The organism is Streptomyces sp. NPDC057963 (assembly GCF_042887155.1).
Classification (GTDB): Bacteria; Actinomycetota; Actinomycetes; order Streptomycetales; family Streptomycetaceae; genus Streptomyces.
Map to the genome: position 1 here is coordinate 64,408 of NZ_JBHVPX010000005.1, position 22,307 is coordinate 86,714.

20 protein-coding genes and 1 pseudogene are annotated in these 22,307 nt (G+C 69.8%); 10 read left to right on the plus strand and 11 right to left on the minus strand.

Features of this window, described 5'->3' with window-relative positions:
* Window positions 1-364: 364 nt before the first annotated feature.
* The 3 genes from ACFVT1_RS13365 to ACFVT1_RS13375 all read left to right on the plus strand — a co-directional run bounded on the left by ACFVT1_RS13365 (window position 365) and on the right by ACFVT1_RS13375 (window position 3,595).
* Window positions 365-2,386 carry an ATP-binding cassette domain-containing protein gene (locus ACFVT1_RS13365; RefSeq protein ID WP_389794736.1) on the plus strand — a complete coding sequence of 674 codons (2,022 nt, stop codon included), beginning with the start codon at window positions 365-367 and terminating at the stop codon, window positions 2,384-2,386.
* Window positions 2,387-2,685: 299 nt separating this feature from the next.
* Window positions 2,686-2,829 (plus strand): hypothetical protein, encoded by a 144-nt coding sequence (locus ACFVT1_RS13370; protein ID WP_389794737.1) that lies wholly within the window; start codon window positions 2,686-2,688, stop codon window positions 2,827-2,829.
* Window positions 2,830-3,121: 292 nt separating this feature from the next.
* The gene (locus tag ACFVT1_RS13375; RefSeq protein WP_389794738.1) at window positions 3,122-3,595 is read left to right on the plus strand and encodes a hypothetical protein; all 474 of its coding nucleotides are present in this window, start codon (window positions 3,122-3,124) and stop codon (window positions 3,593-3,595) included.
* Between the two features lie 57 nt (window positions 3,596-3,652).
* On the opposite strand, the pseudogene ACFVT1_RS13380 reads toward ACFVT1_RS13375, so the two are convergent.
* From ACFVT1_RS13380 to ACFVT1_RS13390, 3 genes and pseudogenes are all read right to left on the minus strand, one after another.
* Window positions 3,653-4,854 (minus strand): annotated as a pseudogene (locus ACFVT1_RS13380) (protein kinase).
* A gap of 254 nt (window positions 4,855-5,108) precedes the next feature.
* A complete protein-coding gene (locus tag ACFVT1_RS13385) occupies window positions 5,109-5,558 on the minus strand; it encodes a DUF3592 domain-containing protein (protein ID WP_389794740.1) in 450 nt (149 codons plus the stop codon).
* Window positions 5,559-5,954: 396 nt separating this feature from the next.
* On the minus strand, window positions 5,955-6,491 hold the full coding sequence (locus ACFVT1_RS13390) for an ATP-binding protein (RefSeq protein ID WP_389794742.1): 537 nt from the start codon (window positions 6,489-6,491) through the stop codon (window positions 5,955-5,957).
* 184 nt (window positions 6,492-6,675) lie between these two features.
* On the opposite strand from ACFVT1_RS13390, the gene ACFVT1_RS13395 reads away from it, so the two are divergent.
* Together ACFVT1_RS13395 and ACFVT1_RS13400 are read left to right on the plus strand one after the other, a co-directional pair.
* Window positions 6,676-6,906, plus strand: a complete 231-nt coding sequence (locus tag ACFVT1_RS13395; RefSeq protein ID WP_389795456.1) for a DUF397 domain-containing protein — start codon at window positions 6,676-6,678, stop codon at window positions 6,904-6,906.
* A 90-nt stretch (window positions 6,907-6,996) separates the two neighbouring features.
* Complete coding sequence (locus tag ACFVT1_RS13400; RefSeq protein ID WP_389794744.1) at window positions 6,997-7,929, plus strand: helix-turn-helix domain-containing protein; 933 nt, start codon at window positions 6,997-6,999, stop codon at window positions 7,927-7,929.
* 11 nt (window positions 7,930-7,940) lie between these two features.
* On the opposite strand, the gene ACFVT1_RS13405 is transcribed toward ACFVT1_RS13400, so the two are convergent.
* The 7 genes from ACFVT1_RS13405 to ACFVT1_RS13435 form a co-directional block, all read right to left on the minus strand.
* A complete protein-coding gene (locus ACFVT1_RS13405) occupies window positions 7,941-8,762 on the minus strand; it encodes an SAM-dependent methyltransferase (RefSeq protein ID WP_389794746.1) in 822 nt (273 codons plus the stop codon).
* Window positions 8,763-8,912: 150 nt separating this feature from the next.
* Window positions 8,913-9,425: a hypothetical protein gene (locus ACFVT1_RS13410; RefSeq protein ID WP_389794748.1), complete on the minus strand. Its 513-nt coding sequence runs from the start codon at window positions 9,423-9,425 to the stop codon at window positions 8,913-8,915.
* A 16-nt stretch (window positions 9,426-9,441) separates the two neighbouring features.
* A complete protein-coding gene (locus ACFVT1_RS13415) occupies window positions 9,442-10,512 on the minus strand; it encodes a helix-turn-helix domain-containing protein (RefSeq protein ID WP_389794750.1) in 1,071 nt (356 codons plus the stop codon).
* Between the two features lie 1,038 nt (window positions 10,513-11,550).
* On the minus strand, window positions 11,551-12,486 hold the full coding sequence (locus ACFVT1_RS13420; RefSeq protein ID WP_389795458.1) for an FAD-dependent oxidoreductase: 936 nt from the start codon (window positions 12,484-12,486) through the stop codon (window positions 11,551-11,553).
* Between the two features lie 441 nt (window positions 12,487-12,927).
* Complete coding sequence (locus ACFVT1_RS13425; RefSeq protein WP_389794752.1) at window positions 12,928-13,239, minus strand: hypothetical protein; 312 nt, start codon at window positions 13,237-13,239, stop codon at window positions 12,928-12,930.
* A gap of 8 nt (window positions 13,240-13,247) precedes the next feature.
* Entirely contained in the window at window positions 13,248-13,517 is a 270-nt protein-coding gene (locus ACFVT1_RS13430) for a hypothetical protein (RefSeq protein ID WP_389794753.1), read from the minus strand.
* Window positions 13,518-13,720: 203 nt separating this feature from the next.
* Window positions 13,721-14,347, minus strand: coding sequence for a TetR/AcrR family transcriptional regulator (locus ACFVT1_RS13435; RefSeq protein WP_389794755.1), 627 nt, complete (start codon window positions 14,345-14,347; stop codon window positions 13,721-13,723).
* A 242-nt stretch (window positions 14,348-14,589) separates the two neighbouring features.
* Between ACFVT1_RS13435 and ACFVT1_RS13440 the strand changes: the two genes are divergently transcribed.
* From ACFVT1_RS13440 to ACFVT1_RS13455, 4 genes are read left to right on the plus strand one after another with little or no spacing between them, the layout of a single operon-like run.
* Window positions 14,590-15,168 carry a (2Fe-2S)-binding protein gene (locus tag ACFVT1_RS13440; protein WP_389794757.1) on the plus strand — a complete coding sequence of 193 codons (579 nt, stop codon included), beginning with the start codon at window positions 14,590-14,592 and terminating at the stop codon, window positions 15,166-15,168.
* Complete coding sequence (locus tag ACFVT1_RS13445) at window positions 15,165-16,157, plus strand: FAD binding domain-containing protein (RefSeq protein ID WP_389794759.1); 993 nt, start codon at window positions 15,165-15,167, stop codon at window positions 16,155-16,157. Before ACFVT1_RS13440 ends, ACFVT1_RS13445 begins: the two co-directional genes overlap by 4 nt.
* Window positions 16,154-18,316, plus strand: a complete 2,163-nt coding sequence (locus ACFVT1_RS13450) for a xanthine dehydrogenase family protein molybdopterin-binding subunit (protein ID WP_389794761.1) — start codon at window positions 16,154-16,156, stop codon at window positions 18,314-18,316. Before ACFVT1_RS13445 ends, ACFVT1_RS13450 begins: the two co-directional genes overlap by 4 nt.
* Entirely contained in the window at window positions 18,309-19,457 is a 1,149-nt protein-coding gene (locus ACFVT1_RS13455; RefSeq protein ID WP_389794763.1) for an XdhC family protein, read from the plus strand. Before ACFVT1_RS13450 ends, ACFVT1_RS13455 begins: the two co-directional genes overlap by 8 nt.
* A 211-nt stretch (window positions 19,458-19,668) precedes the next feature.
* Here the strand turns inward: ACFVT1_RS13455 and ACFVT1_RS13460 are convergent, their stop codons facing one another.
* Complete coding sequence (locus ACFVT1_RS13460; protein ID WP_389794765.1) at window positions 19,669-20,115, minus strand: hypothetical protein; 447 nt, start codon at window positions 20,113-20,115, stop codon at window positions 19,669-19,671.
* A gap of 395 nt (window positions 20,116-20,510) precedes the next feature.
* Here ACFVT1_RS13460 and ACFVT1_RS13465 point away from each other — a divergent pair, with 395 nt between their 5' ends.
* Entirely contained in the window at window positions 20,511-22,091 is a 1,581-nt protein-coding gene (locus ACFVT1_RS13465; RefSeq protein WP_389794767.1) for an alpha/beta hydrolase, read from the plus strand.
* Window positions 22,092-22,307: the final 216 nt, after the last annotated feature.

The window sequence follows — 22,307 nt, forward strand, 5'->3', positions numbered from 1 at the left end:
CCGGGGCGGCCGGGAATTCAGGTTGGCCGGAATCCCCCGGGGATACGGCCGAACGGGTGACCATCCCTCGAACGGGGGCGTTTCAATGGACCCGTCCCACGAACTCTGACATCCGCCATGGAATTCGTACAGATGTTCAGAATTCCCTTCGCCGTCACCCGTTACGGCGAGCCAGAAGCCCCGTTTCTAGAGCATCCGTGCCATTCGACGACCTTCTGGAGGACACGATGAATCCCGTACCCGCCCCCACACATCAGCTCCTCGAATTCGAACGACAGCCACCCGTCCGGGCTCTGCCCACCCCCGGGGTGCAGGCGGGCGCCTTCGCCCGCTGCTCAGCACGACCGAGTACGAGGTGGGGAGCATGACCGCTCGTCACGATGCAGAGGCCCCCGACAGCAGGGGGGTTCCGGCGCCGCGGCCCGCCCCGCTCCCCCTGCCTCCCGCGACGGTCCCCGCCGGCCCGCAGGACGGCGACGTGACCGACGAGATGGAGGAGGCGTACTGGTCCGTCCACGACGGCGCGGCCGCCAATGCCACGGTGCGGCAGGTCCTCGCCCGTCTGCCCAGGATCACGGCCCTGATCGGGCGGCTCGCCTGGCATGCGGACCGCGCCGCCACGGTCACGGTCGTCGTCTGCCAGTTGGCATCGGCTGCCATGAGCGCGTTCGGGCTGATCGCCTCGGTCGCCGTTCTCCAGCACCTGTTCGCCCAGGGCCCCACACCTGATCGCGTACGTGACGCCATTCCCCAGATCCTCCTCGTGGTCGGCTTCCTCGCGACCCGCGCGCTCCTGGAGGCCGCCGTCGCGGCCGCTCAGGCCCGGGTGACGCCCAAGATCCGTACCGCGCTCGAATGCGAATTCTTCCGGCTCACCGCGCACGTACGTCTGGAAGCGGTCGAGGACGCCGAGTGGCACGACGAAGTCCACCGCGCCAACGACAGGGGGTTGTTCTACGCGCGCCAGATCGTCGGGCAGGTCGTCTCCCTCGCCTCCGCCGCTCTTGGGCTCATCGGCACCGCCGGCGTACTGAGCGTCCTGCACCCGATCTTGCTACCGCTGCTTCTGCTGTCCGTCGTCCCGGTGGGCGCAGCCGCGGTCCACAGCGCACGCGCCAGGTTCCATTCCTTCAAACGCTGGAATGCGCTGCAGCGCCGGGTCCGGGTCTTCTCGTGGCTGATGCTGGACGTGGACGCCGCCGCCGAGCTGCGTTCCGACTCTGCCCAGGGTGCGCTCCTGGCCGAGCACCGCCGGCTCACCACCAAGATCGCGGCCGAGGACACACGTCTGGGCATGCACTCCGCCCTGCTGAACCTGGCCGGGCGGGCCGTGGGCGGTCTCGGTACCGGCATTACCTACACGGCGCTGGCCGCCATGCTGATCGCCGGGTGGCTGCCCCTCGCAGCCGGCGCCGGCGCCGTCCTCGCCATCCAGGCCGGCCAGGCCTCGCTGACCCGGCTCGTGGAAGTCGCCCATCTCGTCTACGAGCACGCCCTGTGGGTCACGGACCTCCTCGCCGTGCAGGAGCGTTGCCGCCGACTGCTGCCTCGCGAAGCCGAGTTGAAGGCGCCCGGGCGTGTGAAGACGATCACCTTGCAGGACGTGCACTTCACCTACCCCGGCAAGGACACCCCGGCCCTGGACGGGATCGACATGAGCCTCTGCGCCGGGGAGACGGTGGCGTTCGTCGGTCTCAACGGTTCGGGCAAGAGCACCTGCGCCAAGCTCTTGGCGGGCCTGTACGAGGCGCAGCGGGGCAGCGTGTGCTGGGACGGCGTCGACGTGCGTGAGATGGACGCCCAGTCGGTTCACCGACAGGTCGCCTGCGTGCTGCAGGAACCGGCGCGTTTTCCCTTCAGTGCCCTGTCGAACATCACCATCTCCACCGGCAGTCTGATGGAGGCCGATCCGCAACGGGCGATGGACGCCGCGCGAGCCTCCGGTGCCGCCGGTGTCATCGCCGCTCTGCCCCGGCAGTGGGAGGCACTCCTGTCCAAGCGGTTCAAGGGCGGCCAGGAGCTGTCGGGCGGGCAGTGGGCGAAGATCGCGGTGGGCCGTGGTCTGTACAAGAAGGCGCCACTGCTCCTGCTCGACGAGCCCACGGCCAGTATGGACCCGCCGTCCGAGCACGCTGTCTACGAGGCGGTGCTGCGCGGCCGGCTGCGGAAGGACCAGATCACCGTCCTGATCTCCCACCGGCTGGCCAGCGTCGTCGACTGCCACAAGATCTTCGTGTTCGACAGCGGTCGCATCGTCGAGTCCGGCTCCCACGAGGACCTCATGTCCCTGGGCGGTGCCTACGCCGCCATGTTCACCCTGCAGGCCGGTGGCTACAGGCCCCGCGCCGCAGCAGCCGCCGTCGAGGAGGAGGAGGAGGCGAAGTGATTCCCGCCGCCCCTTCGCACGCCAAGCCTGGCGGCGCCCGACCGCCGATGCCGAGACGTGCTGACGTCCAAGGGCGGGCCGGAGCATCGGCACGACGTCCTCCGCTTCGTCTTCTGCCTGGCCCGCAAAAAAGGGCCGGAATCGCCCTGCAGGACCAGGGCTTCTCGGGAGCGGAATTGCGCCCCTTCGAGCAAGTCGGCTCGCTGGGTTGCACACCAGGCTGCTGGACTCCACGCTCGACGGCACGGGAGCCCGTGTGCTGTGGCCTGGTACATCTACTGGGAAACCCCCTCTGGCGCGTGGGAGGACTACTCCCCGGGGTGTGCCGCCATTGGGTCAAGTCGCCGTACCTGAAGCTCGATTACGATCCGACCGGGCTTCCTGAGCAGCCGACGGAGATCACCGGCGTGACGAAGGCGGTCCTGGTCCCCGTCCAGTTCTGAGGCTCCGCCGAGCGTACCGATGTGCCCCCGGTGCGAAGGCCGGGGGCATTCGCACACCCCGTACGGCGATCGTCAGTCCGAGCGCCGCACACGACCGCCGTTCCCTGGCGTCCTGGGTGGCGGCTGCCAAGTGGGGGGTGCAGTCTCACACCCTGGTGTCCAGCAGGTTCCCGAGCCGGACGCCGGCTGTTGCAACCTGGCCGACGCCAGCCAGGCCGGTTCCCTGTCCTGCCACACTCGACCTGACACACTCGACCTGCCGCACGCGCCTGGTCGGGTGGGTCACGATTCCATGTCCGTCCGCGACGCCTTCAAGGCCCGCAGCGCTGTCAGGTCCGATTGCCGTCCAGAGCTCGCTCCCCGGACGGTCCGCGGCACGGAGGCAGCGTCGGCGCCCTGGAACAGGAGCAACTGCTCGGGCAGCACAGCCCGCTGGTGCGCGGCGACGTCGTACGCCCGGCGTCGCACAGTGGTGCTGCGCAGGAAACGCGTCGCCGGCGGCACCGGCCCGGTGCTCGACCTCCATGGGCACGGAGGTTCCATCGCGGACAACTCCACGATCCGCCTGAGCCGAGAGCACGACCTGCACGACCTGCATGGCCGGCATGGCCTTCTCGCCCTGGACGACCTCAAGAACACACCGCTCGCCGCACGCAGGCACCGCGGAATCCCCAACCTGGACGTCGCCCCGCCTGCTACGAACCAACAGCTCACAGCCGGCCTCGACGCCTCGACGGACAAGCTCAGAAACAGAGCCCTTCGGTGACCGCGCGCCGACGGGTTGCGCCGGGCGGGTCACGACCCGACCGGGTGTCCGGCAGGGTCAGAAGTTGAGATATCGCTCAAGTCTCAAGGGCTCCTGACGGCCTTCCACATGGACGTCTGCCGTCATCGTGAACTCTCCCCATGCCGACATCCTCAACTCGACCCTGTCGCCCGGTCCGTGACGACGCGATCCGGCTCGGGGAAGGTCGGATGAAGGTGGTAAACGACTTTGGTGACGCGATCGAGATCGCCGTCGTCATCCCCTTCAAGGAAGACGCGGATTCGGTGGTACCTGTAGTTTCCTCTGTCCAGCGACCTGTCTCGACGCGCAATGTGGGCCACGTGGATCCGGGGAGCAGCCTTGGCCCTCATGGAACTCGGCGGAGCCATGAGGGTCTGCGGAGTCAGCCTGCTCGCATCCCTCGGTTCGAGGGCCGACCGCAACTGTTGGAGACGGTTGTAGACCTGCCGCGCCGACCGGGGGCGCTGCCCGGGATCGCGTCGCAGAAGCTCGGCGACGAGCGCGGTCACTTCGGGCAGCAGGTCAGGGCGGAGTACGTCCAGGCGTGGGGCTTCTTCTTCATCTTTGCGCCGGATGACCGCGAGCCAGTTGTGACCGGTGAAGGGAGGTCGACCGGCGAGCAAGGCGAACAGCACCCCGCCGAGTGCATACAGGTCGGAGCGCTCGTCCCCGCGCTCGGCGAGGAACTGTTCCGGCGCGCCGTACTCCACGGTGCCGGCAGGTTCCAGCTGCGAGGACCGCGCCACGGAGAACGCGGTCTGGACGAACCCCGCGATCCCGAAGTCGACGACCTTGACCCGCCCGTCCGAGGTGATCATGACGTTGTGGGGCTTGATGTCGTAGTGAATGACCTGAGCCCGGTGCGCGGCGATCAGGGCCGCGCAGATCTCGCTGGTTATCTCCAGGGCGCGGGCCAGGGTCATGGAGCTCTTGGCGTGGAGGTGATCGGCGAGTGTCGCACCCCCGACCTTCTCCATGACCAGGAACAGCATGTCTTCGTGGACGCCCCGGTCGCAGAGGGCAGCCACGTTCGGGTGGTTGATCTGCGCGGCGGCCACCGCCTCGCGCTCGAACCGCTGCGGCAGGTCTGGGTGGACAGACCCGCCCAGGTCGAGCAGCTTGAGCGCGACGTCACGGCGGAGACTGCGGTCCCGTGCAGCCCACACCTCGCCCATCCCGCCCCGCCCGAGCCTCTTGACCAACTCGTACCGACCCGCGATCAGCTCCCCCGGTTTCACTGCCCATCCCTGCTGGTTCTTGGAAATGCCAAGGGTACGGCGGCGGCACCGCCGGCATCGGCCTCGCCGTCGCCCGACGGCTCGCCGCGGAAGGCGCTGCTCTCGTCATCGGCGCCCGCCGCGAGGATGTCGGTGCCGCATACGGCTCGCTTCGGGCAGCGCCGTGCGTCGCGGGGAGCCCTGCCTCCGCTGGTCCTGCGGGCGAGAAGGGCACTCGGGGGGCGTTGGGACGCGGACGTCCCCCGTCGGGAGCGTCATTCCAGGGCCGACCGTCTCCGCACCGCCCGCCGAATGTTGCGTTGACCTTCCCAGCCGAGCCTGAGTACCAGCAGCGGCACGAGGATCACGAGCGCGAGCCCGAGAAAGGCCAGCATGCCGTACCCAATTCTGTTGCCCATCACGGAGTGGGTGCTCGCCGTCTCAGGATGCCCCGGCTCGTAGTGGACGCGGATCGTGTCGCCGACGTCCGCGTCACCGCCTTCCCAGAACTGGTAGGACCTCCCGGCGGACAAGGTGAAACACACTTCGATCCTCTTGGTGCTGCTCCCCTGTGGCCCGCTCACCTTGTCCTTCGCTAGAACGACCCCGTCGACCGACCGTCCCCGCGCGGCGATCGCGGAGGCCTCGCTCAGCCCGTCGAGTCCCATACGGACGAACCCGTACCCCAGAACGACAAGACACACCGCCAAAGCCGTCACGGCCACCCCGCACGCGACCTTGCCAGCAACGCGAGCCCACTTCCCCGACCGGCGCAGCCACCCACGCGTGCTCATCGGCTCTCACCCGCCCCATGAGTCACGCCCCCTCCTACCAGACCTCGCGTCAGACGACCTCTCCACGCGCCTCTGAAGAGTTCTCCCCCTCATACAGACCTCTACCCGCAGAACCTTTTGCTCACCGTGGGACCGGCTGTCTCGCACCCACTGCCCTCGTCTGGGAATCAGAGAACGCCGGACGCCGACCCAGTCAATCGCCAGCTGTCCATCGCACGCAAGACCACCGGCAGCCGGCCGACACAGCGGGGGATCCAGGCCGACCCCACGATCAGGACCGAGCGCCGGGCTGCGTGGCCGGCAAGAGGCAGAGGCCGTTGGAAACGGTCAAATGCGTGACCCTGGGTGCTGTGTGTCCGGCGGATGCAGGGGGACGCGGGCCCATACGGCTTTTCCGGTGTGGCCGGACGGTTTCCATCCCCAGTCCTCGCTCAGGGCTCTGACGATGGGGAGACCGCGGTGGCGTTCGGACAGGGGTGCGGGCAGAGTGAGGTGCGGTCGGCGTGGGCTCGGGTCATAGACGATGCACAGCAGTGTCTGAGGACGTCGGGTGAGTGCGAGCCAGACGGCCGGGGAGCTCCCGTCGGGCAGGGGTGTGCGGCGGCGCCCGTGGCGTACCGCGTTGGCGACGAGCTCGGAAGCGATCTGGACGGTGTCCTCGCGTACGAGGTCCAAGTTCCAGCGATGCAGCACCTCTGCGGTGAACTGCCGGGCTTCCTTCAGGCAGGAGGTGGTGTTCTGGATGCGGTGTGCTGCGAAGGGAGGCGCGCCGAGGCTGAGATGTGGGGCGAGGTCGGCCGGTCCGGGTGGCTGATGGCTGCGCGGAGCCTGCTCGCCGCGGTGCTGGCTGTGCGTTTCAGGCATACCCGTCTCCCGGTCGTGGGCGCGTGCAGTGCGCTCACCGCATTTTGTCCCGCTACCCAGGGCGTTAATGCTCGTTCCTGCAAGTACAGCTGAAATTTCAGCACGCATCCTGTCGTACAGCTGTTCTGCTTTCGCGGTGGCGCGGAGGCGGGGTGCGTGATCGTCAGGAATCGGAGTGGTCGCGATGGTGCAGGTCAATGGTGTCAGTGCCGACAGGATCGAGGGCGTGGTGTGGCGGAAGAGTGCTCGGAGCAATGCGGCGGGGAATTGCGTCGAGGTCGCCCGTCTGGAGGATGGAGGAATGGCGGTGCGAAACTCACGGTTCCCGTCGGGTCCCGCGCTGGTTTACACACCTGCCGAGGCTGAGGCGTTCCTCCTGGGCGTGAAGGAGGGTGATTTCGACTTTGTCCTGTAGACGCACAGTCAGACTCTCCCCATTGGCTGTCCCCGGCTGAATGCGCTGACATACTGTCGCCTCAGACATCGGCCCAGGGGAGGTTTCGGCATGGCTGGCCAGCACACGGGGATTCCGTCCATACGGGGGTTCCAGCCACGTCCGTATCTCGGGGCGGCAGCGCATCGCAGGGCTCTGGGTGAGCACCTGCGGCGCTGCCGCAGCAGCCGCGGCATCACCGGCAAGGCCGCAGCACGGCACATCGGTACGTCGGGGTCGACGGTGAGCCGACTGGAGAGCGGGGATCGGACGGAGAACGCCGGGCATCATGCCGCCGCTCTGCTGCGGGTGTGCGGTGTGGCCGACGAGGGCGAGGTCTCCCACGCGCTGTCGGTCGCGGCCGAGGGTGAGCGCCCGGACGTCTGGGAGGCGTACGGCTCCTGTATCGCGCGGTGGGTGCAGCCGCTGCTCGCGTTGGAGCCGGCGGCTCAGCGGATCATGTCCTACGAGCCGCAGCTGGTCCCGGGCTGGCTGCAGACGGAGGAATACGCCCAGCTTGTGATCCGGGCCGGGTTCCCCGACTCGGATCAGCGTGAGATCGAGGCGAGGGCGCGGGCCCGGGCGAGCCGGCTGTCCATGTTCGAGCGGTCACAGGAACCGCCGGTCCTGGTCGCGGTCATGGACGAGGACGTGCTGCGCCGCCCCGTCGGCAGTCCGGGAGTGATGTACCGGCAGATCGAGCACTTGATCGGCATTCTCCAGGGGGATCTGCGGCACCGGATCAAGTTGCATATCGCGCCGCTGGCCATCGGGACGGTGGGAGCGGTGGGGCATCCGATCGTCCATCTGAGGTTCGCGGACGCGCTCCTTACCGACTTCGTGTACTTGGAGCAGAGTGAGAACGCGCGGTGCGTTGAGGGCGAGGGCGAGGCGGAGCGCTACCGCTCCCGCATCAACGGTCTGTCCGCGATGGCCAATCCTGCTGCGCAGACCCTGACGCTGCTGGAGGACCGGCGAGATGAACTCGCCCGAAACCGCCCTTGACCGACTACCGGTCAGGACACCAGGCCGACTCCACCGAACTCTTCCCACTCGAAGCTGAGCTGCGGCGGGGCGGCCGCGGTCCGGTCGGGCCGCCACTGAGACACTTCGACAAGGCCGGGGTCCAGGACGGTGAGGTCGTTCTTCCCGAAGTAGGACCTGACGTCGGATCGGGTGCGGACCCGGCCCCAGTGCCCGTGGGTCTCCCGGTCCATGAAGTCGGAGACACCGTCGCGAACTTCCGGGCGCTCGCTGACGAGCTGGCAGATGACCATCACGCTGCCGCTGGGAAGCCGGGCTTTGACGTCCCTGATCAGGTCCAGGGGCCGGTCCTCGTCCGGAATGCAGTGCAGCACGGACACGAACAGTGCCGCGACGGGTTCACCGAAGTCGATCAGACGATCCACCTGGGGGCTGTCGAAGATCATGTCCGTGTTCCGCATGTCCGCCTGGAGGACCGCGGTCCGGTCGTTGGTCTCCAGCAGCGCGCCGCCCACGCTTCGCACGGTCGGATCGGTGTCCACGTACACGACGCGGGAACGGTCGTCGACTCGCTGGGCGATCTGATGCACATTGTCCTGAGTGGGCAGCCCGGACCCGTGATCGATGAACTGCCTGATCCCGTAGTCCTTGGCCAGCACACCGACCACTCGCCTGAGAAATGCGCGGTTGTTGAGGGCAAGCGCCTTCATGCTCGGCACCTGCTGTAAGAGGTGGGCGCAGGCGGTGCGGTCCGCTGCGAAGTTGTCCTTGCCGTCCAGCAGATGGTCGTACATCCGCGCGACGCTCGGTGTCCGGACATCCACTCCGTACGGAAGTCCGCTCTCGGCCCGCATGTGTCCCCCGGCAGTCACAGCGCGGCCGCGGTCGGCCCGCTCGGAAGCCGAAAGCCTAGTGGGATTTCAGCGCGGGCACGAGACCACGAACGGCTGAGGGGGAGGCGTGCGGAGCGTTTGCGGGGCTCGGGGAAGTGAAATCGGCGCGCGTCAAGGCGGCTGCCCCGTTTCGCATCGTCCTGGTGTGCGACAGGGGCACCGGCCGAGTCCTGGCTCGTTCGCTCCGCGTAGTGCGGCGAGGAATTCGCTGTGCGAGAGTCCCATGAGTTCTGCCGCCGTTGCGGTATCCATCCGCAACTGGACGCGCAGCATGAGTGCGTCGCTCACGCAGCGGTGGCGGCAACAGCACGGCGGCAGTAGTGGCGTGTCCTTTCCCGCGTGGTCCACGTGTTCGCAGAGCAGCTGCCAGGCCACGGCAGCCGGATGCGAGCAGCCCAGCGCGCTGGACCAGTTGACCGCGAGCGCGGTCAGGGTGTCCTCGACTGCCTCTTCGGCCGACTGACGGGATCCCAGACGGGCCGTCGCGTAGGCGAGATAGCTCTCCTTGTAGAGGGCGCGGAACGCGTGAAACGCCATCACCGCAGCCCGGCCACCGACGGCCCGGCGAGCAGGGCGCGGGTAGTTGTCGGCCTGGGAACGTATGGAGCGGTGTGTCGTCGTCATCTCGTTGGTCCCACCATCAGTTTGCTGCCGGGTCGGCGGCGAGATCGGTGACGGATGGGTCGTCCGTCATCAGGAAGCTGTAGTGGACGGCTTCCCACAAGGGTTTCAGGTCGGCGGCCTGGCCGCCCAGCGCGATGACGAGGGCTCCCAGCGTCTCCCATTCCGGGACCAGTTCTCCTCGAAGTACCTGGGTGACGACGCGGGCGGGCACTTTGCCGTTGCTGCGTCGCTGGATCTGCTGGGGAGTCGGTCTGGCCGCGGCCAGGTGGAGCCCCCGCAGTGCGGCCTTCAAGGAGGCGATGTGCTCGGTCGCCGTCTGCCGCGGACGTTGCGTGATGCCGTGGGCCACTTCGCACAGCAGGCGCAGGTCCCGCGGTTCCTGCCCCATGACGCTGCACATGTGACATACCAGGTCCCATGAAGGAAGCCGCTCGCCCGACAGGATCCGGGAGATGAAGGAGGGGGAGAGCATGGTGTGGTCCGCCAGTGCGCGGATGCTGATGCCTCTCTCCCGCTGGAGCTGAGAGAGTGCTGCGGCGAGCCGGCGTCCCGCCGTCCCGGGTGTCGCACCGGGCTCGCGCGCCGGCCCGTAGCCCTCCCCCTGAAGGGAAGCAACCACTCGTGGGCCGGGTATCGGCACCGCTCTCTGCGCGGCCGCCCGGTGGTCAAGCAGGCGTCGGACGCGGTCGGAGTTCCACTTGCCGCGTGCTGTCTCGGCCGTCACGTTCATGGCCTTCGCGACGTCCTCCCATTTCGCACCCCGGGCACGGTTCTCCCGAACCACCGCGGCCAGGAAGCACACGATCTCGTTCTCCACCGTGCGGGCGCGCTGGACCAGTTCGGCAAGGTCCTCCCCCGCGTACGCGGCCTCCGTGAGGGAGCCCGCGAGCCGGTGCACCTCGGCCGCGATCTCCTGGCCCAGCGATCGCCGGTCCTCGCCGATGCGCGGCCTCTCTCGCTCCCGGCGTCGCTGCGCCTGCCTTCGGCACCCGTTGTCGCAGTACGAGCGGCGCCGCCCGGGCCCGCTGACCTCAGGCAGTTCCTTCCCGCAGAAACCGCACGTGCGCCTGTCCGGCTGGGCATGCATCCCTTCCCCCTCCACCATCGCTGCCCAGGCTGTCTCCGCGGTGGAGCACCGGGGAGACACCCGTCCGATATCTGGTCTCAATTTCTCCGCTTCCGGCAGGGGCACATTCCGGCGCGCAGCACGGGGCTCGTCGCGACCCACGGCACCTCGTGACGAGAGGACTCCTGAGCCGGAGTCAGTCCGTTCGTGCCCGCGGGCAGGAGAGCCGTGCCCGCAGGCAGGAGAACCGGGTGCCCCGGCACACCCAAGCGGCCACTCCCGAGGCCCCCGGGCCCCACGGTCCCGCCAGGACGCCGTGCCCTGTACTCACGCAGAGGCCGAGCAGCGCGAACACGCCACCGGGTCGAACGTGACAATGCAGGCACGGAGCCGTGCGAAATCCCCACCCCCGTTGTTACCGTCATCGACGCCCCGAGGCGCCACGGCGCTCCGGATCGCATATCGGAAGGCATGTGCTTCCCCTTCGGGATCTCATGTCTGGACGGAATACTGAAGGGGGCTCGGTTCGCAGGGTCCTCGATCCCGGCCCAGGCCTCCTCTCGATCGCGACACTAACGCGACTCTGTGTGCCCTCGCCACGCACTCACACCGTAATCCGATATATATGCCCGGAACCGAGACGCGAAAAGAAAATCACATCGAAAGCATCGACACCCAATCGGCTCTGCGGGTCACATTGCGATGTCAGTTGTTTTATTTTGATCGACTGTTTTTCTTGTTGATCGGCGCGTTCTGACTGTTGCGACAGGTATCGCTGAAACTGTCTCTGGAATTTCGGAGTGCCCTCTACGCGCCCCCCGCGACGGGGATGCCGAGCGCGTGCCGAGGTGCGGCTCTGGCAGCCGGAGGACCGCCGTCGCTTGGTGAGCGCCCGCAGCAGCAGCAGCCGCCGCGACGGGCCCGACACCATCCACCGTCTGCGACAAGGGTGACCGCAGCGGTCCGCTCGCACCCACGATGGAACCAGGCGGGCGCGCGGACCAATGGCGGACCCGGTGGCCGCCGCGCCGGGACCGGTCATGGACCCGCCCGGGATCCTCACATCCGGAGTTCCTGTGCGGCGTAGTAGGCGCGGAGAGCGGCTTCGCTGCCTGAGCCGAGGGCGGTCATGATGCGCTGGTAGCGGGCCGATCGCAGGTCTCCGGCAACCATGACGCGGGGATGCTGATCGGCAGGGGGACAGTACCCGGCTTCGTCGCGGACGAGGTCGCCGGGCGGGGAGACCGGGGCGCTTCCGATGCTGAGGAAGGCAGCATCGGACGTGTGTGTCCGCTGGTTGCCGGACCGGTCCACGATTTCGGCCGTGACCGCGCCCTCCGACGTGCGCAGGCTCAGGTGCCTGGTGGGAAGGAGCATGACGCGGGGGTCGTCGCGGATCTCCTCGACTTTGTAGTCGTCGTACTCCGGGTGGGCGACGAGGAGGCGGGTGTCGGCGGTCGGGTGGGCGCGGAGGAAGGTGCCGATCGGGCGGTCGCCGCCGAGGACAAGCAGGGTGCGGCCTTGGATGTCGTCCGCGTCTGCTTGCCGGAGCGGGGGCAGTGCGCGGTTGGTGAAGTCGGTGATCCAGGGGACGTCCGCAGGCTGGAGGGGTCCGACGCCGGTGGCGACGACGGCGTACGGGGCGGTGAGGCGGGCGCCGGTGTCCAGGGTGACGGCAACGTGGTCGTCATGGGCGCGGAGGCGGGTGACGTGGCGGCCGAGTTCGAGGCGGCACGGTTCGGTGCTTTTCAGCTCGGTGGTAATGGAGTCGGCGAGTTCGGGGCCGCTGGTGTGGCCGCCGAGGACGTTGTTGAGTGCCGGGATGCGGTAGAGGTTGCGGCACAGGATGTCCGGCTCGATCAGGACGGAGCGCATGCCGACGCCGGCGGCCATGCGCGCGGCGGCGCAGCCGGCGGGGCCGCCGCCGACAATGATCAAGTCGGTATCGCTGTCGGGAATGACGGGCGTACCGGGGTGGGACGGTGTATCGGCCATGGGGCTATTCCAGCACTGCGGCTCATTCCTCCGCGTGCGCCCCGCCTCACCCACCAACCGGTCCGCCGGTGTGCACGCACCGGGATGCTCGTCCGCCAACTGCTCGGCCATCCAGCCGAAGAGGCCCTTGCGCGGGTCCGAGGACGCGACTGGGACGAGGAGCGGCACCGGTCCGTCCCCGGAGCGAGCACGGGCGTCGGGAAGTCCGTGCGCGAGGCGCAGCGCCGGAACCGACTTGCCCGCACCGGCGCTCCCCAGGACGACCAGACGCTGCCCGGTCGTTCTCACGAAGTACCGTGAGGGGGAGCCCAGTCGGAGGTCGGGCGGCCGGTCCGGGACAGGCCAGGTGACCGATGGGTTCCGGGTCCCGAATCTGCTTCCAGCGCTCGTCCTGCCCGTACACGAAGGAAAGTTCCTCGGTCAGCTCCTCGGCCGCCTGCCTCAGGGACTGCTCCGACAGCCATGCCGCCCTGCGCCTGTTGAGGATCCGCCGACGCACCGCACCCATGTCTCGAAGGCGGGTGTTGCGGCGATCAGCAGCCAGCCCGCCCGCGCGGCGCCGAGTGTGTGTCCCACCGGCTGCGGCAGCGCGGGACGTGTCACCAGAAGCACCACGACGCAGGCGATGACGGCGTACGGGGCGCTCAGGCGGACCGAGAGCACCACACGCCCGATGTGGCCCGCCATCACGACGTTTCTGTGGGTCCCGCCCGGCAGCCGGTTGGCGACCGGTCCTGTCTTCTGCCGGAGCATCGCGGCCCTCAGTCCGGGTCGGTGGTGCCACGGAGATTCTGCCTGCTGGTGCCGGTGCTGTCCTGCGTACTGTGCCCCGCGTCGGCAACCCGGTCGCGCACCTCACCGGTTCCCGGCGTCCGCCCGGCCGGGATCACGTCGTCGGCGCGTGCCGGGCCCTGCCGGGCTCGCCGCGGAGCCGCAGCGAGCGCCCCACGTCGCACGGCCGTCGGCTGAAGCGGCGTCCCCGTCCGTTCCTCGGCAACGGCGGTCGGCGACTGCGGTGTGATCGGCCGCACGGGCGAGTCTCTCCCCGAACAAGAGCATGACCGTGCCGCATCCGGAGAGGCAAGGAGGCCGGACGGCACACAGTGCCCATCCGCCGGTTCGCATCGACTCCCCCTCGTCACGTTCGCCCCCCTCGTGACGTCCCCGTCGAGGCGGATCCCGGCAGCCCGGCCGGACCCCGGAGTGCCGGAATCCGGCACTCGGGCCCGCCTCGTCACCCGGGCCGTCCCTCCTCCGCGTCGGAACCGCCCGCTGCGGCCTCGCGCGCTCCCGGCGCCCCCACCCGCAGCCCGTCCATCACCAGGTCCAGCAGGCGCTTCGCCCGGGGCCGCCAGTCGCCGTGCGGGTCGATCTGCCAGAGCCCGGCGATGGCAAGCACGAAGTCGTCGGGGGTCAGGCCCGGACGGATGGTGCCGGCTTCCTCGTTCGCGTTCAGCAGCAGCGTGACCGCCCCGGTCACCGGACCGTGCCCCAACTGGGCGAGGCCGCCGTACCTGCTGGTGGTCTTGCGCAGCGCGTCGGCCAGACCGGCCTTGGCCATGGCGTACTGGGCCAGCCGGTCCATCCATTCCCTCAGCGCGTGATCGGGCGCCCGGGTGCGGAGCAGTTCGACCGCGGTATCGGCGACCTGCTGCATCTCGTAGCGGTAGACCTCCAGCACGAGGGCCTCGCGGTGGGGGAAGTTCCGGTAGAAGGTCCCCTGCCCGACCCCGGCCTGCTTCGCGATCGCGCTCAGCGGAACGTCCGCCTTCCGCGTCAGCTCGACGAGCGCGACCTCCAGGATGCGTTCGCGATTCCTCTGCGCGTCCGGACGCAGAGCCGCGCCCTTCTCCTCCCGCACCTGTCCTCCTCCCCCGCGGTCGCGGTCCGGCCCTGCCTTGCTGAGTGAAGGGCCGTCCGCTAGGTTCGACGACTACCGGACAGTTGTCCGTTTGCGTTCACCATAGCGGCCCCTCCGGCCCGTGCGGTCGGCCGACGCCTCTCTCACCAACTTCATCGACCTGCATCACCCTCTCCCTCCCGGACCGTTCCGGAGGGATCGTCTCGTTCGACGCGCATCCGCAAGGCGAAAGAAGGCTGAGCATGGCTCCATCGACGTCCGGCGCCCTCACGACGTCCAGCACCATCACGCTGCACATCAATGGCGAAAAGTACACGCTGCCCGTCGACCACCGCACCACCCTGCTCGATGCCCTGCGCGAGCGTCTCGGTCTGACCGGCGCCAAGAAGGGCTGCGACCAGGGCCAGTGCGGCGCCTGTACGGTGCTGCTCGACGGGCAACGGGTAGTTGCCTGCCTCCAGTTGGCGGTCGCGGCCGAGGGGTGCGAGATCACCACGATCGAAGGTGTGGCCGAGGGTGACCGGCTGCACCCGGTTCAGCAGGCATTTCTCGACCTGGACGGCTATCAGTGCGGCTACTGCACCCCGGGGCAGATCTGTTCGGCGCTCGCGGTGATCGAGGAGCACGCGGCCGGCTGGCCGAGTGCCGTGACCGACGACGTCCGGCCCGAAGCGGGGACACCCGCCCTCACCGCCGAGGAGATCCGCGAGCGGATGAGCGGCAACCTCTGTCGCTGCGGCGCCTACGTGTCGATCGTGCAAGCGGTCGCGCGGGCGGCGCGCGAGACTCGGGCCGAGGCCGTCGAGGAGGCGTCGGCGTGAAGGAGTTCGCCTATGAACGCGCCTCCGACGTGGCAAAAGCGGTTGCCCTGCTCGGTGCTGCGCCCGACGCCCGGCTGCTCGGCGGCGGCACCAACCTCGTCGACCTGATGAAGGCGGGCGTGGAACGCCCGACGCTGCTCATCGACGTACGCCGGCTCCCCCTCGACACCGTCGAGGTGACGGACGACGGCGGGCTCTGTGTCGGAGCGACCGTCACCAACAGCGATCTCGCGGCGCACCCGGAAGTACGGCGCCGCTACCCGGCGTTGGCGCAGGCCGTCCTGGCCGGCGCCTCGGGGCAGTTGCGCAACATGGCGACGGTGGGCGGAAATCTGCTCCAGCGGACCCGTTGCGGATACTTCACCGACGTCAGCATGCCGTGCAACAAGCGTGTTCCCGGCAGCGGTTGCCCCGCCCGCACCGGCGAGCACCACAACCACGCGATTCTCGGCGCCTCCGAGCACTGCGTCGCCTCCCACCCCTCGGACATGGCGGTCGCGCTGGCCGCGTTCGACGCCGTCGTCTCCTACGAAACGGCGGACGGACCGGGCGAGTTGCCGATCGACGGACTCTTCCTTCCGGTGGGCGACACCCCACACGTCGAAACCGCCCTGCCACCGGGAGCGCTGGTCACCGCCATCACGCTGCCACCGGCCCCGCTCGCCGCCCGTTCGCGCTACCGGAAGGTGCGCGAGCGCGCCTCCTACGCCTTCGCGATCGGCTCGGTCGCCGCCGCGCTCGACGTCCGGGACGGGGTCGTACGCGATGCGCGTCTCGCGTTCGGGGCGGTCGCGTCGCGGCCGTGGCGGGCCCGTGCGGCCGAGCGGGCCCTGGTCGGCGGCCCGGCGCGGGCGGAGGCGTTCTCCGCCGCGGCGGACGCCGAACTGGCCGCCGCCCAGCCGCTTCCCGGAAACGCGTACAAGGTGACGTTGATACGCAACCTGGTCGTGGCCGTGCTGTCCGAACTCGCCGAGGAGACCGCCCGATGACCACGACGACCCGGATCCCCGCGTCGACCGGGGGCATCGGCTCCGCGCACACCCGCCTGGAGGGCCGCGACAAGGTCACCGGTGCAGCCCGCTACGCCGGAGAGATCCCTTTCGCCGACCTCGCGCACGGCTGGCTGGTGCTGTCGACGGTGGCCCGCGGCCGGATCCGCTCCGTCGAGGACGCCCCCGTCCTGGCCATGCCGGGTGTACTGACCGTGGTGCACCACGGGAACGCGCCGCGTGTCGACACCGATTACGTGGGCATGCTGGGGCGGCCGAACCCGGTGATCGGCCTCTTCCAGCACGACCGTGTGCCCTTCTCGGGCTGGCCGGTGGCGTTGGTCGTGGCCGAGACGTCCGAGCAGGCGAGGGAGGCCGCCGAGACGCTGCTGGTCCGGTACGACGAGGAGCCGCACGACGTCACGTTCTCCGCCGGACGCACCGATGCGTACACGCCGGAGAGCAATCCGATGGTCGAGGCCGAGACGACCAAGGGCGACGTGGCGGCCCGGCTCGAGGAGTCCGCCGTCGTCGTGGACGAGGAATACACCACTCCGGAGGAGCACCACCATCCGATGGAGCCGCATGCCGCGACGGCTCGCTGGGTCGACGGCCGGCTCGATGTCGTCGACGCCAACCAGGGCAGCACCTGGGTGGCGGGCGAACTCGCGTCGCTCTTCTCCCTCGATCCGGCGTCCGTACGCGTGCGGTCCGAACACGTCGGCGGCGCCTTCGGATCGAAGGGTGTCGGCCCGCACCAGGTGGCCGCCGTGATGGCCACAACCGTGCTGGACCGTCCGGTCCGCGTCGTACTGACCCGCCGTCAGATGTTCTCCCTCGTCGGTTTTCGCAGCCCGACCGCACAGCGGATCAGGCTCGGTGCCGACGCCGACGGCCGACTGCGCGCGTTCGACCACCACGCGCAGAGTCTGACGTCGACGGTGCACGAGTTCATCGAGTCGAGCGCCGTGCTGGGGCGGGTGATGTACGACGCCGACGCGCATCACACCGTTCACCGGCTCGTCCGGCTCGACGTGCCGACCCCGTCCTGGATGCGTGCGCCGGGCGAGGCACCGGGATCGTTCGCGCTCGAATCCGCCCTGGACGAACTGGCCGAGAAGTGCAGCGTGGACCCGATCGCATTGCGCGTACGCAACGAGCCCGACGCGGGTCCGGTGTCCGGCCTGCCGTTCAGCAGTCGCAATCTGCTCGCCTGCTTCGAGGAGGGGGCCCGCAGGTTCGGCTGGGCGGACCGGGACCCGCGTCCCGGAGTGCGCCGCGAGGGGCGCTGGCTGCTCGGGACCGGAACGGCGGCGGCCACCTACCCCTCGGGGGTCGGCCCGTCCACGGCGGCCGTGACCGCGGAGGCGGACGGAACCTTCACGGTGCGGATCAACGCGGCGGACATCGGCACCGGGGCACGGACCGCGATGGCTCTGGTCGCCGCGGACACACTGAAGGTGGCTCCGGACCGCGTCCGTGTCCGCATCGCGGACAGTGACCTCGGGCCGGCGATGATCGCCGGCGGTTCCATGGGGACGCGCTCCTGGGCCTGGGCAGTGACGCTGGCGGCGGACGAACTGGTGAAGCGGCTGGCTCTCGGAGGCGGCATTCCGCCCGAGGGAATCACCACCCGCTCGAACACCGCCGAGGCCGTCGGCGCGCTGGAGAAGAAGGAACGCCATTCCTTCGGGGCGCAGTTCGCCGAGGTCGCGGTGGACGTCACCACCGGTGAGGTGCGGGTGCGGCGGCTGCTCGGCATCTTCGCCGCGGGCACCATCGTCAACCCGCTCACCGCCCGCAGCCAGTTCATCGGCGGCATGACCTGGGGGCTGTCCATGGCCCTCCACGAGGAGGCGATCAGGGACGGGGCCACCGGCGGGCATGTGGGCGCCGACCTCGCCGGCTACCACTTCGCGGCGCACGCCGACGTGCCGCACATCGAGGCGGACTGGGTGGATGATCCCGTCCCGGGCGACCCGGTCGGGATGAAGGGAATCGGTGAGATCGGTGTCGTGGGTGTCGCCGCCGCGATCGCCAACGCGGTGTGGCACGCGACCGGTGAACGCCACCGGGACCTGCCGATCCGTCCGGACCGTGTCCTGGGCGCCGCGGACGCAGCGCGCCGTCGCGCTGAACGGGGTGAGCCGCGTGCTTGACATCGCCGAGGAGTTGAGTCCTTGGGTCGAGGAGGGCCTGGACTTCGCCGTCGCCACCGTCGTGGCCGTCGACGGCAGCGCGCCACGGGGGCCCGGCGCGGCGCTGGCCGTCGATGCCCGCGGAACCGTGATCGGCTCCGTCTCCGGCGGGTGCGTGGAAGGAGCGGTGTACGAGCTGTGTGTCCAGGCGCTCCAGGACGGCCGGACGGTACGCGAACGGTTCGGCTACAGCGACGACGACGCCTTCGCGGTAGGACTCACCTGCGGCGGCGTCATCGACGTCCTCGTCACGCCGGTGCGTGCGCAGGCGCCGGCACTGCGGGTCGGGGTGTCGGCCGCCGCCCGCAAGGAGGCGGTGGCCCTGGCCCGGGTGGCCCGAGGACCGGGCGACCTGCTCGGCAGGGCACTGCTCGTCCGTTCCGACGGATCCTGCGAGGGCGGCCTCGGCGGGCATCCGGACCTGGACCGGACAGCGGCGGCGGAGGCACGTGCGATGCTGGACACGGGCCGCACGGGCACGGTCGAGATCGCGGAGGACGGGTCGCGCTGCCGGGACGGTGTGACGCTGTTCGTGGAGTCGAGGGTGCCACCGCCCCGGATGATCGTCTTCGGTGCCGTGGACTTCGCGACGGCACTCGTACGGGCGGGCAGGTTCCTCGGCTACCACGTGACCGTGTGCGACGCCCGGCCCGTCTTCGCCACTCGCGCCCGCTTCCCCGACGCCGACGAGCTCGTGGTCGACTGGCCGCACCGCTACCTCCTGCGCACCGAAACCGATGAACGGACCGTTCTGTGCGTACTCACCCATGACACCAGGTTCGACGTCCCGGTGCTGACGACGGCCCTGCGGCTGCCGGTCGCGTTCGTCGGTGCGATGGGATCGCGTCGCACTCACGAGGACCGCAGCCGTCGCCTGCGCGAAGCCGGTATCAACGAACGGGAGTTGGCCCGCCTGCGCTCGCCGGTCGGCCTCGATCTCGGTGCCCGCACCCCCGAGGAGACCGCCCTGTCCATCACGGCGGAGATCGTCGCGCTGCGACGGGGCGGGACGGGGTTGCCGCTGACGGACTCCGGGGTGCCCATCCACCATGACGCGGCCGGGGGCGAGGAGGGCAAACCCCACTCCCGGACGGCCGCGTGACCTGCCCGGCCGGGTGACCGCCTCGGCTGTGTCCAGCCGCGCCATGAGGCCGGTTTCACCTCAGGACCGGCTTCGCGGCGCGATCACACGGGTTGTTGTGCGGCGGTTCCGGACGTGCCGTGCGTGCGCACCCGCGCCCGTGCCGGGCGTCCGGGGCTCCGCCGTCCGGTGTGCGGACGGCGGGTTCCCCGGCGTCGCGGCGGCTCCGGACTCAGCAGGCGATCTGCCCCGTCCCGTTGTCGCCACCGGTGAACTGGATGTAGAAGCCGGAGCCGTCGAGGACGTCGGAGGCACTGCCCTTTCTTGGCCAGACGTCGGAGGCGGCGACCGTCCACTGCCCTTTCTTGGCCAACCGGTAGGCGTTGCAGGTGTTCTTGGGCGCGAAGCAGACCCTGACCCTGCGGTCGTAGTCGGTCTTGACGTTGATGTCGGCGCAGTTGACAGTAGTACGGGCGTAGCCGGTGTACGGCCAGTGCACCGTGTCCTGGCCGGGGTAGGCCTTGGCCGTGCAGTTCTGCGCGCTGCCGTAGCAGGACTGGATCGCCGTGGCGGCCTCCGGCTCGGCAGCGGTCGCCGAGAGCGTTGTAGCGGCAGCGGACCGGAGCGGAGTCGCTCCGCGGCAGAGGCCGCGCGCGGCTAAGCCCTGCGCCGGGGGCAACTGTCGTATCCGGTGGGACCGCGGCCCCCGGCGTACGCCCCGACGCCCTGTCCCATGGGCCGGCTAGGACCACTGACGTATGCGCACGGTACTACCGGGAGACGATGACACGGTGTCAGGTGCAGTGAAAGGCTGGCCCCATGGCAAGCACGAACGAGGCAGAGGGCGGCTGAGGACACCCTCCGCATTCCCTGACTTGTCTTCTGCGGCCCCGCCGGTCCGATCCGCCCCACTGGTGGGCCGGGCCCGGCACGCCGGTACCCGGGCGTGCGGCCCAGCCGCCGGATTCTCGGAGCCGTCGGTCCGGTGGGGCCCCGGTCGGGTCGGACCGCCTCGCTCTTCTCGCCACCACCTCATGTACCGCTCCACCTCAGGCACCCACTCAAGGAGACCGTGTGACCCCCATCAGCGCAGCCGTGCGCCGCGCCTCGGCCGTGGGCCTCGCCCTCACCGCCTGCTTCACCGCGCTGCCCGGAGCGACGGCGACAGCCGCGAACCGTGACGGCGGAGCGGTGACGGCCGGGGCGGGCCTCGAACGCTACTACCACCAGCGTCTCGACTGGGGCAGTTGTGTCCTGGGCCCGGACGACGCCACAGGCCATGAGCTGGAGAAGGCCGGCGCACGCTGCGCCGACGTGACCGTCCCGCTCGACTACGCCGACCCCCGGGGACGCACCCTCAAGGTCGCGATATCCCGGCTCACTGCCACCGACACCCGTCACCGGCTCGGCTCGCTGCTGTTCAACCCCGGAGGGCCGGGCGGACCCGGCCTCGGCTACTCCCCGCTCGTTCGCCAGATGATGAAGGAGACCGGTGCACGCTACGACGTCATCGGCTTCGACCCGCGTTTCGTCGGCCGCAGCAACCCGCTCGACTGCGACTGGCCTGTCGGCTCCTCCCTGTTCTCGGCCGGTCGCAGCCGGGCGGGCTTCGAGCGTCAGGTCGCCCTGCAGAAGGGCCTGGCCGACAAGTGCCGGGCCACCAACGCGTCCGTACTGCCGTACGTCACCACGCGCAACACGGCCCGCGACATGGACGTCGTCCGGGGCGCGCTCGGCGAGCGCAAGGTCTCCTACCTGGGCTGGTCCTACGGCACTTACCTGGGCACGGTCTACACCCAGTTGTTCCCCGGCCGCTACGACCGGGTGGTCCTCGACGGGGCACTGGATCCGCGTCGCTACAACCCGCGGCTGATGCGCGGCGTGGAGCGCGAGAACGAGCAGGCCCTCGCCGACTGGGCCACCTGGGCGGCGCGGCGTCACAGCGTCTACGGTCTCGGCCGCACGCGCGGACAGGTGCTCGCCACGATCAACCGGGTCGTCGCGGCCTCCGCGCGCCACCCGCTGACCGTCGGAACCGGCGCCGATGCATTCCGGCTGGACGACACCCAGGTACCCTTCGTGGTCTTCGCCGGTACCGCGGACGACACCGAGGAAGCACGAGCGGCGGCCGGGGAGCAGATGTCCGTACTCGCCAAGGCCGCAACAGGGCAACCTACCCGGCTGTCACCGCAGTTCGCCGCGATGCTGCGGGGCGTGCTTACCAGCGAGGGGTCACGCAACGGCAGTGCGCAGTCCGCGATCCTCTGCGGCGATGTCTCCGTCCCGCGCGACCCCGAGAGCTACTGGCGGGACATCGAACGCAGCCGCGCCGCGCACCCGCTGTTCGGCCCCTTCACCAACAACATAGGGCCGTGCGCCTTCTGGGACCGGCCTCGCGAGAAGCCCACCCAGGTGCGTCACGACGTCCCGGCACTGATCGTGGCAGCCACCGGTGACCCGCGCACCCCGTACACGGGCAGCGTGGCACTGCACAGCCTGCTGCCGAGCTCCAAGCTGCTCACCCTCAAGGGCGCCAACCGGCACGCACTCTACGGCCAGTACGGCAACGCCTGCGTGGACAATGGGGTCAACCGGTACCTGGCCACCGGAAAGCTGCCTGCACACGACCGGACCTGCGTCAAGCAGAGCGGCTGACCGCCCGCTGCCGCTTCGTCCCGGCCCCGCCGTGCGCCGGGGGCCGGGGGCCGGGACGAAGCGGCAGCCCCTCAGGGACGGACCACGACCGGCGCCAAGCAGGTGACACCGAGAATCTCCACGACCTTCCGGGGCGTCCGAAGCGGCACGTGTCGACGAAAGCGCGGTTCGAACGGGAGTCATCGTCCGCTCCGCGCGGGCTGCGAGGGCGGTCAG

Bases quoted from the DNA above. Each gene is read 5' to 3' on its own strand.
- ACFVT1_RS13365 (WP_389794736.1), top strand. From the start codon at position 365: ATGACCGCTCGTCACGATGCAGAGGCCCCCGACAGCAGGGGGGTTCCG.
- ACFVT1_RS13375 (WP_389794738.1), top strand. From the start codon at position 3,122: ATGTCCGTCCGCGACGCCTTCAAGGCCCGCAGCGCTGTCAGGTCCGAT.
- ACFVT1_RS13390 (WP_389794742.1), bottom strand. From the start codon at position 6,491: ATGCCTGAAACGCACAGCCAGCACCGCGGCGAGCAGGCTCCGCGCAGC.
- ACFVT1_RS13395 (WP_389795456.1), top strand. From the start codon at position 6,676: ATGGTGCAGGTCAATGGTGTCAGTGCCGACAGGATCGAGGGCGTGGTG.
- ACFVT1_RS13400 (WP_389794744.1), top strand. From the start codon at position 6,997: ATGGCTGGCCAGCACACGGGGATTCCGTCCATACGGGGGTTCCAGCCA.
- ACFVT1_RS13405 (WP_389794746.1), bottom strand. From the start codon at position 8,762: ATGCGGGCCGAGAGCGGACTTCCGTACGGAGTGGATGTCCGGACACCG.
- ACFVT1_RS13410 (WP_389794748.1), bottom strand. From the start codon at position 9,425: ATGACGACGACACACCGCTCCATACGTTCCCAGGCCGACAACTACCCG.
- ACFVT1_RS13415 (WP_389794750.1), bottom strand. From the start codon at position 10,512: ATGCATGCCCAGCCGGACAGGCGCACGTGCGGTTTCTGCGGGAAGGAA.
- ACFVT1_RS13420 (WP_389795458.1), bottom strand. From the start codon at position 12,486: ATGGCCGATACACCGTCCCACCCCGGTACGCCCGTCATTCCCGACAGC.
- ACFVT1_RS13425 (WP_389794752.1), bottom strand. From the start codon at position 13,239: ATGCTCCGGCAGAAGACAGGACCGGTCGCCAACCGGCTGCCGGGCGGG.
- ACFVT1_RS13440 (WP_389794757.1), top strand. From the start codon at position 14,590: ATGGCTCCATCGACGTCCGGCGCCCTCACGACGTCCAGCACCATCACG.
- ACFVT1_RS13450 (WP_389794761.1), top strand. From the start codon at position 16,154: ATGACCACGACGACCCGGATCCCCGCGTCGACCGGGGGCATCGGCTCC.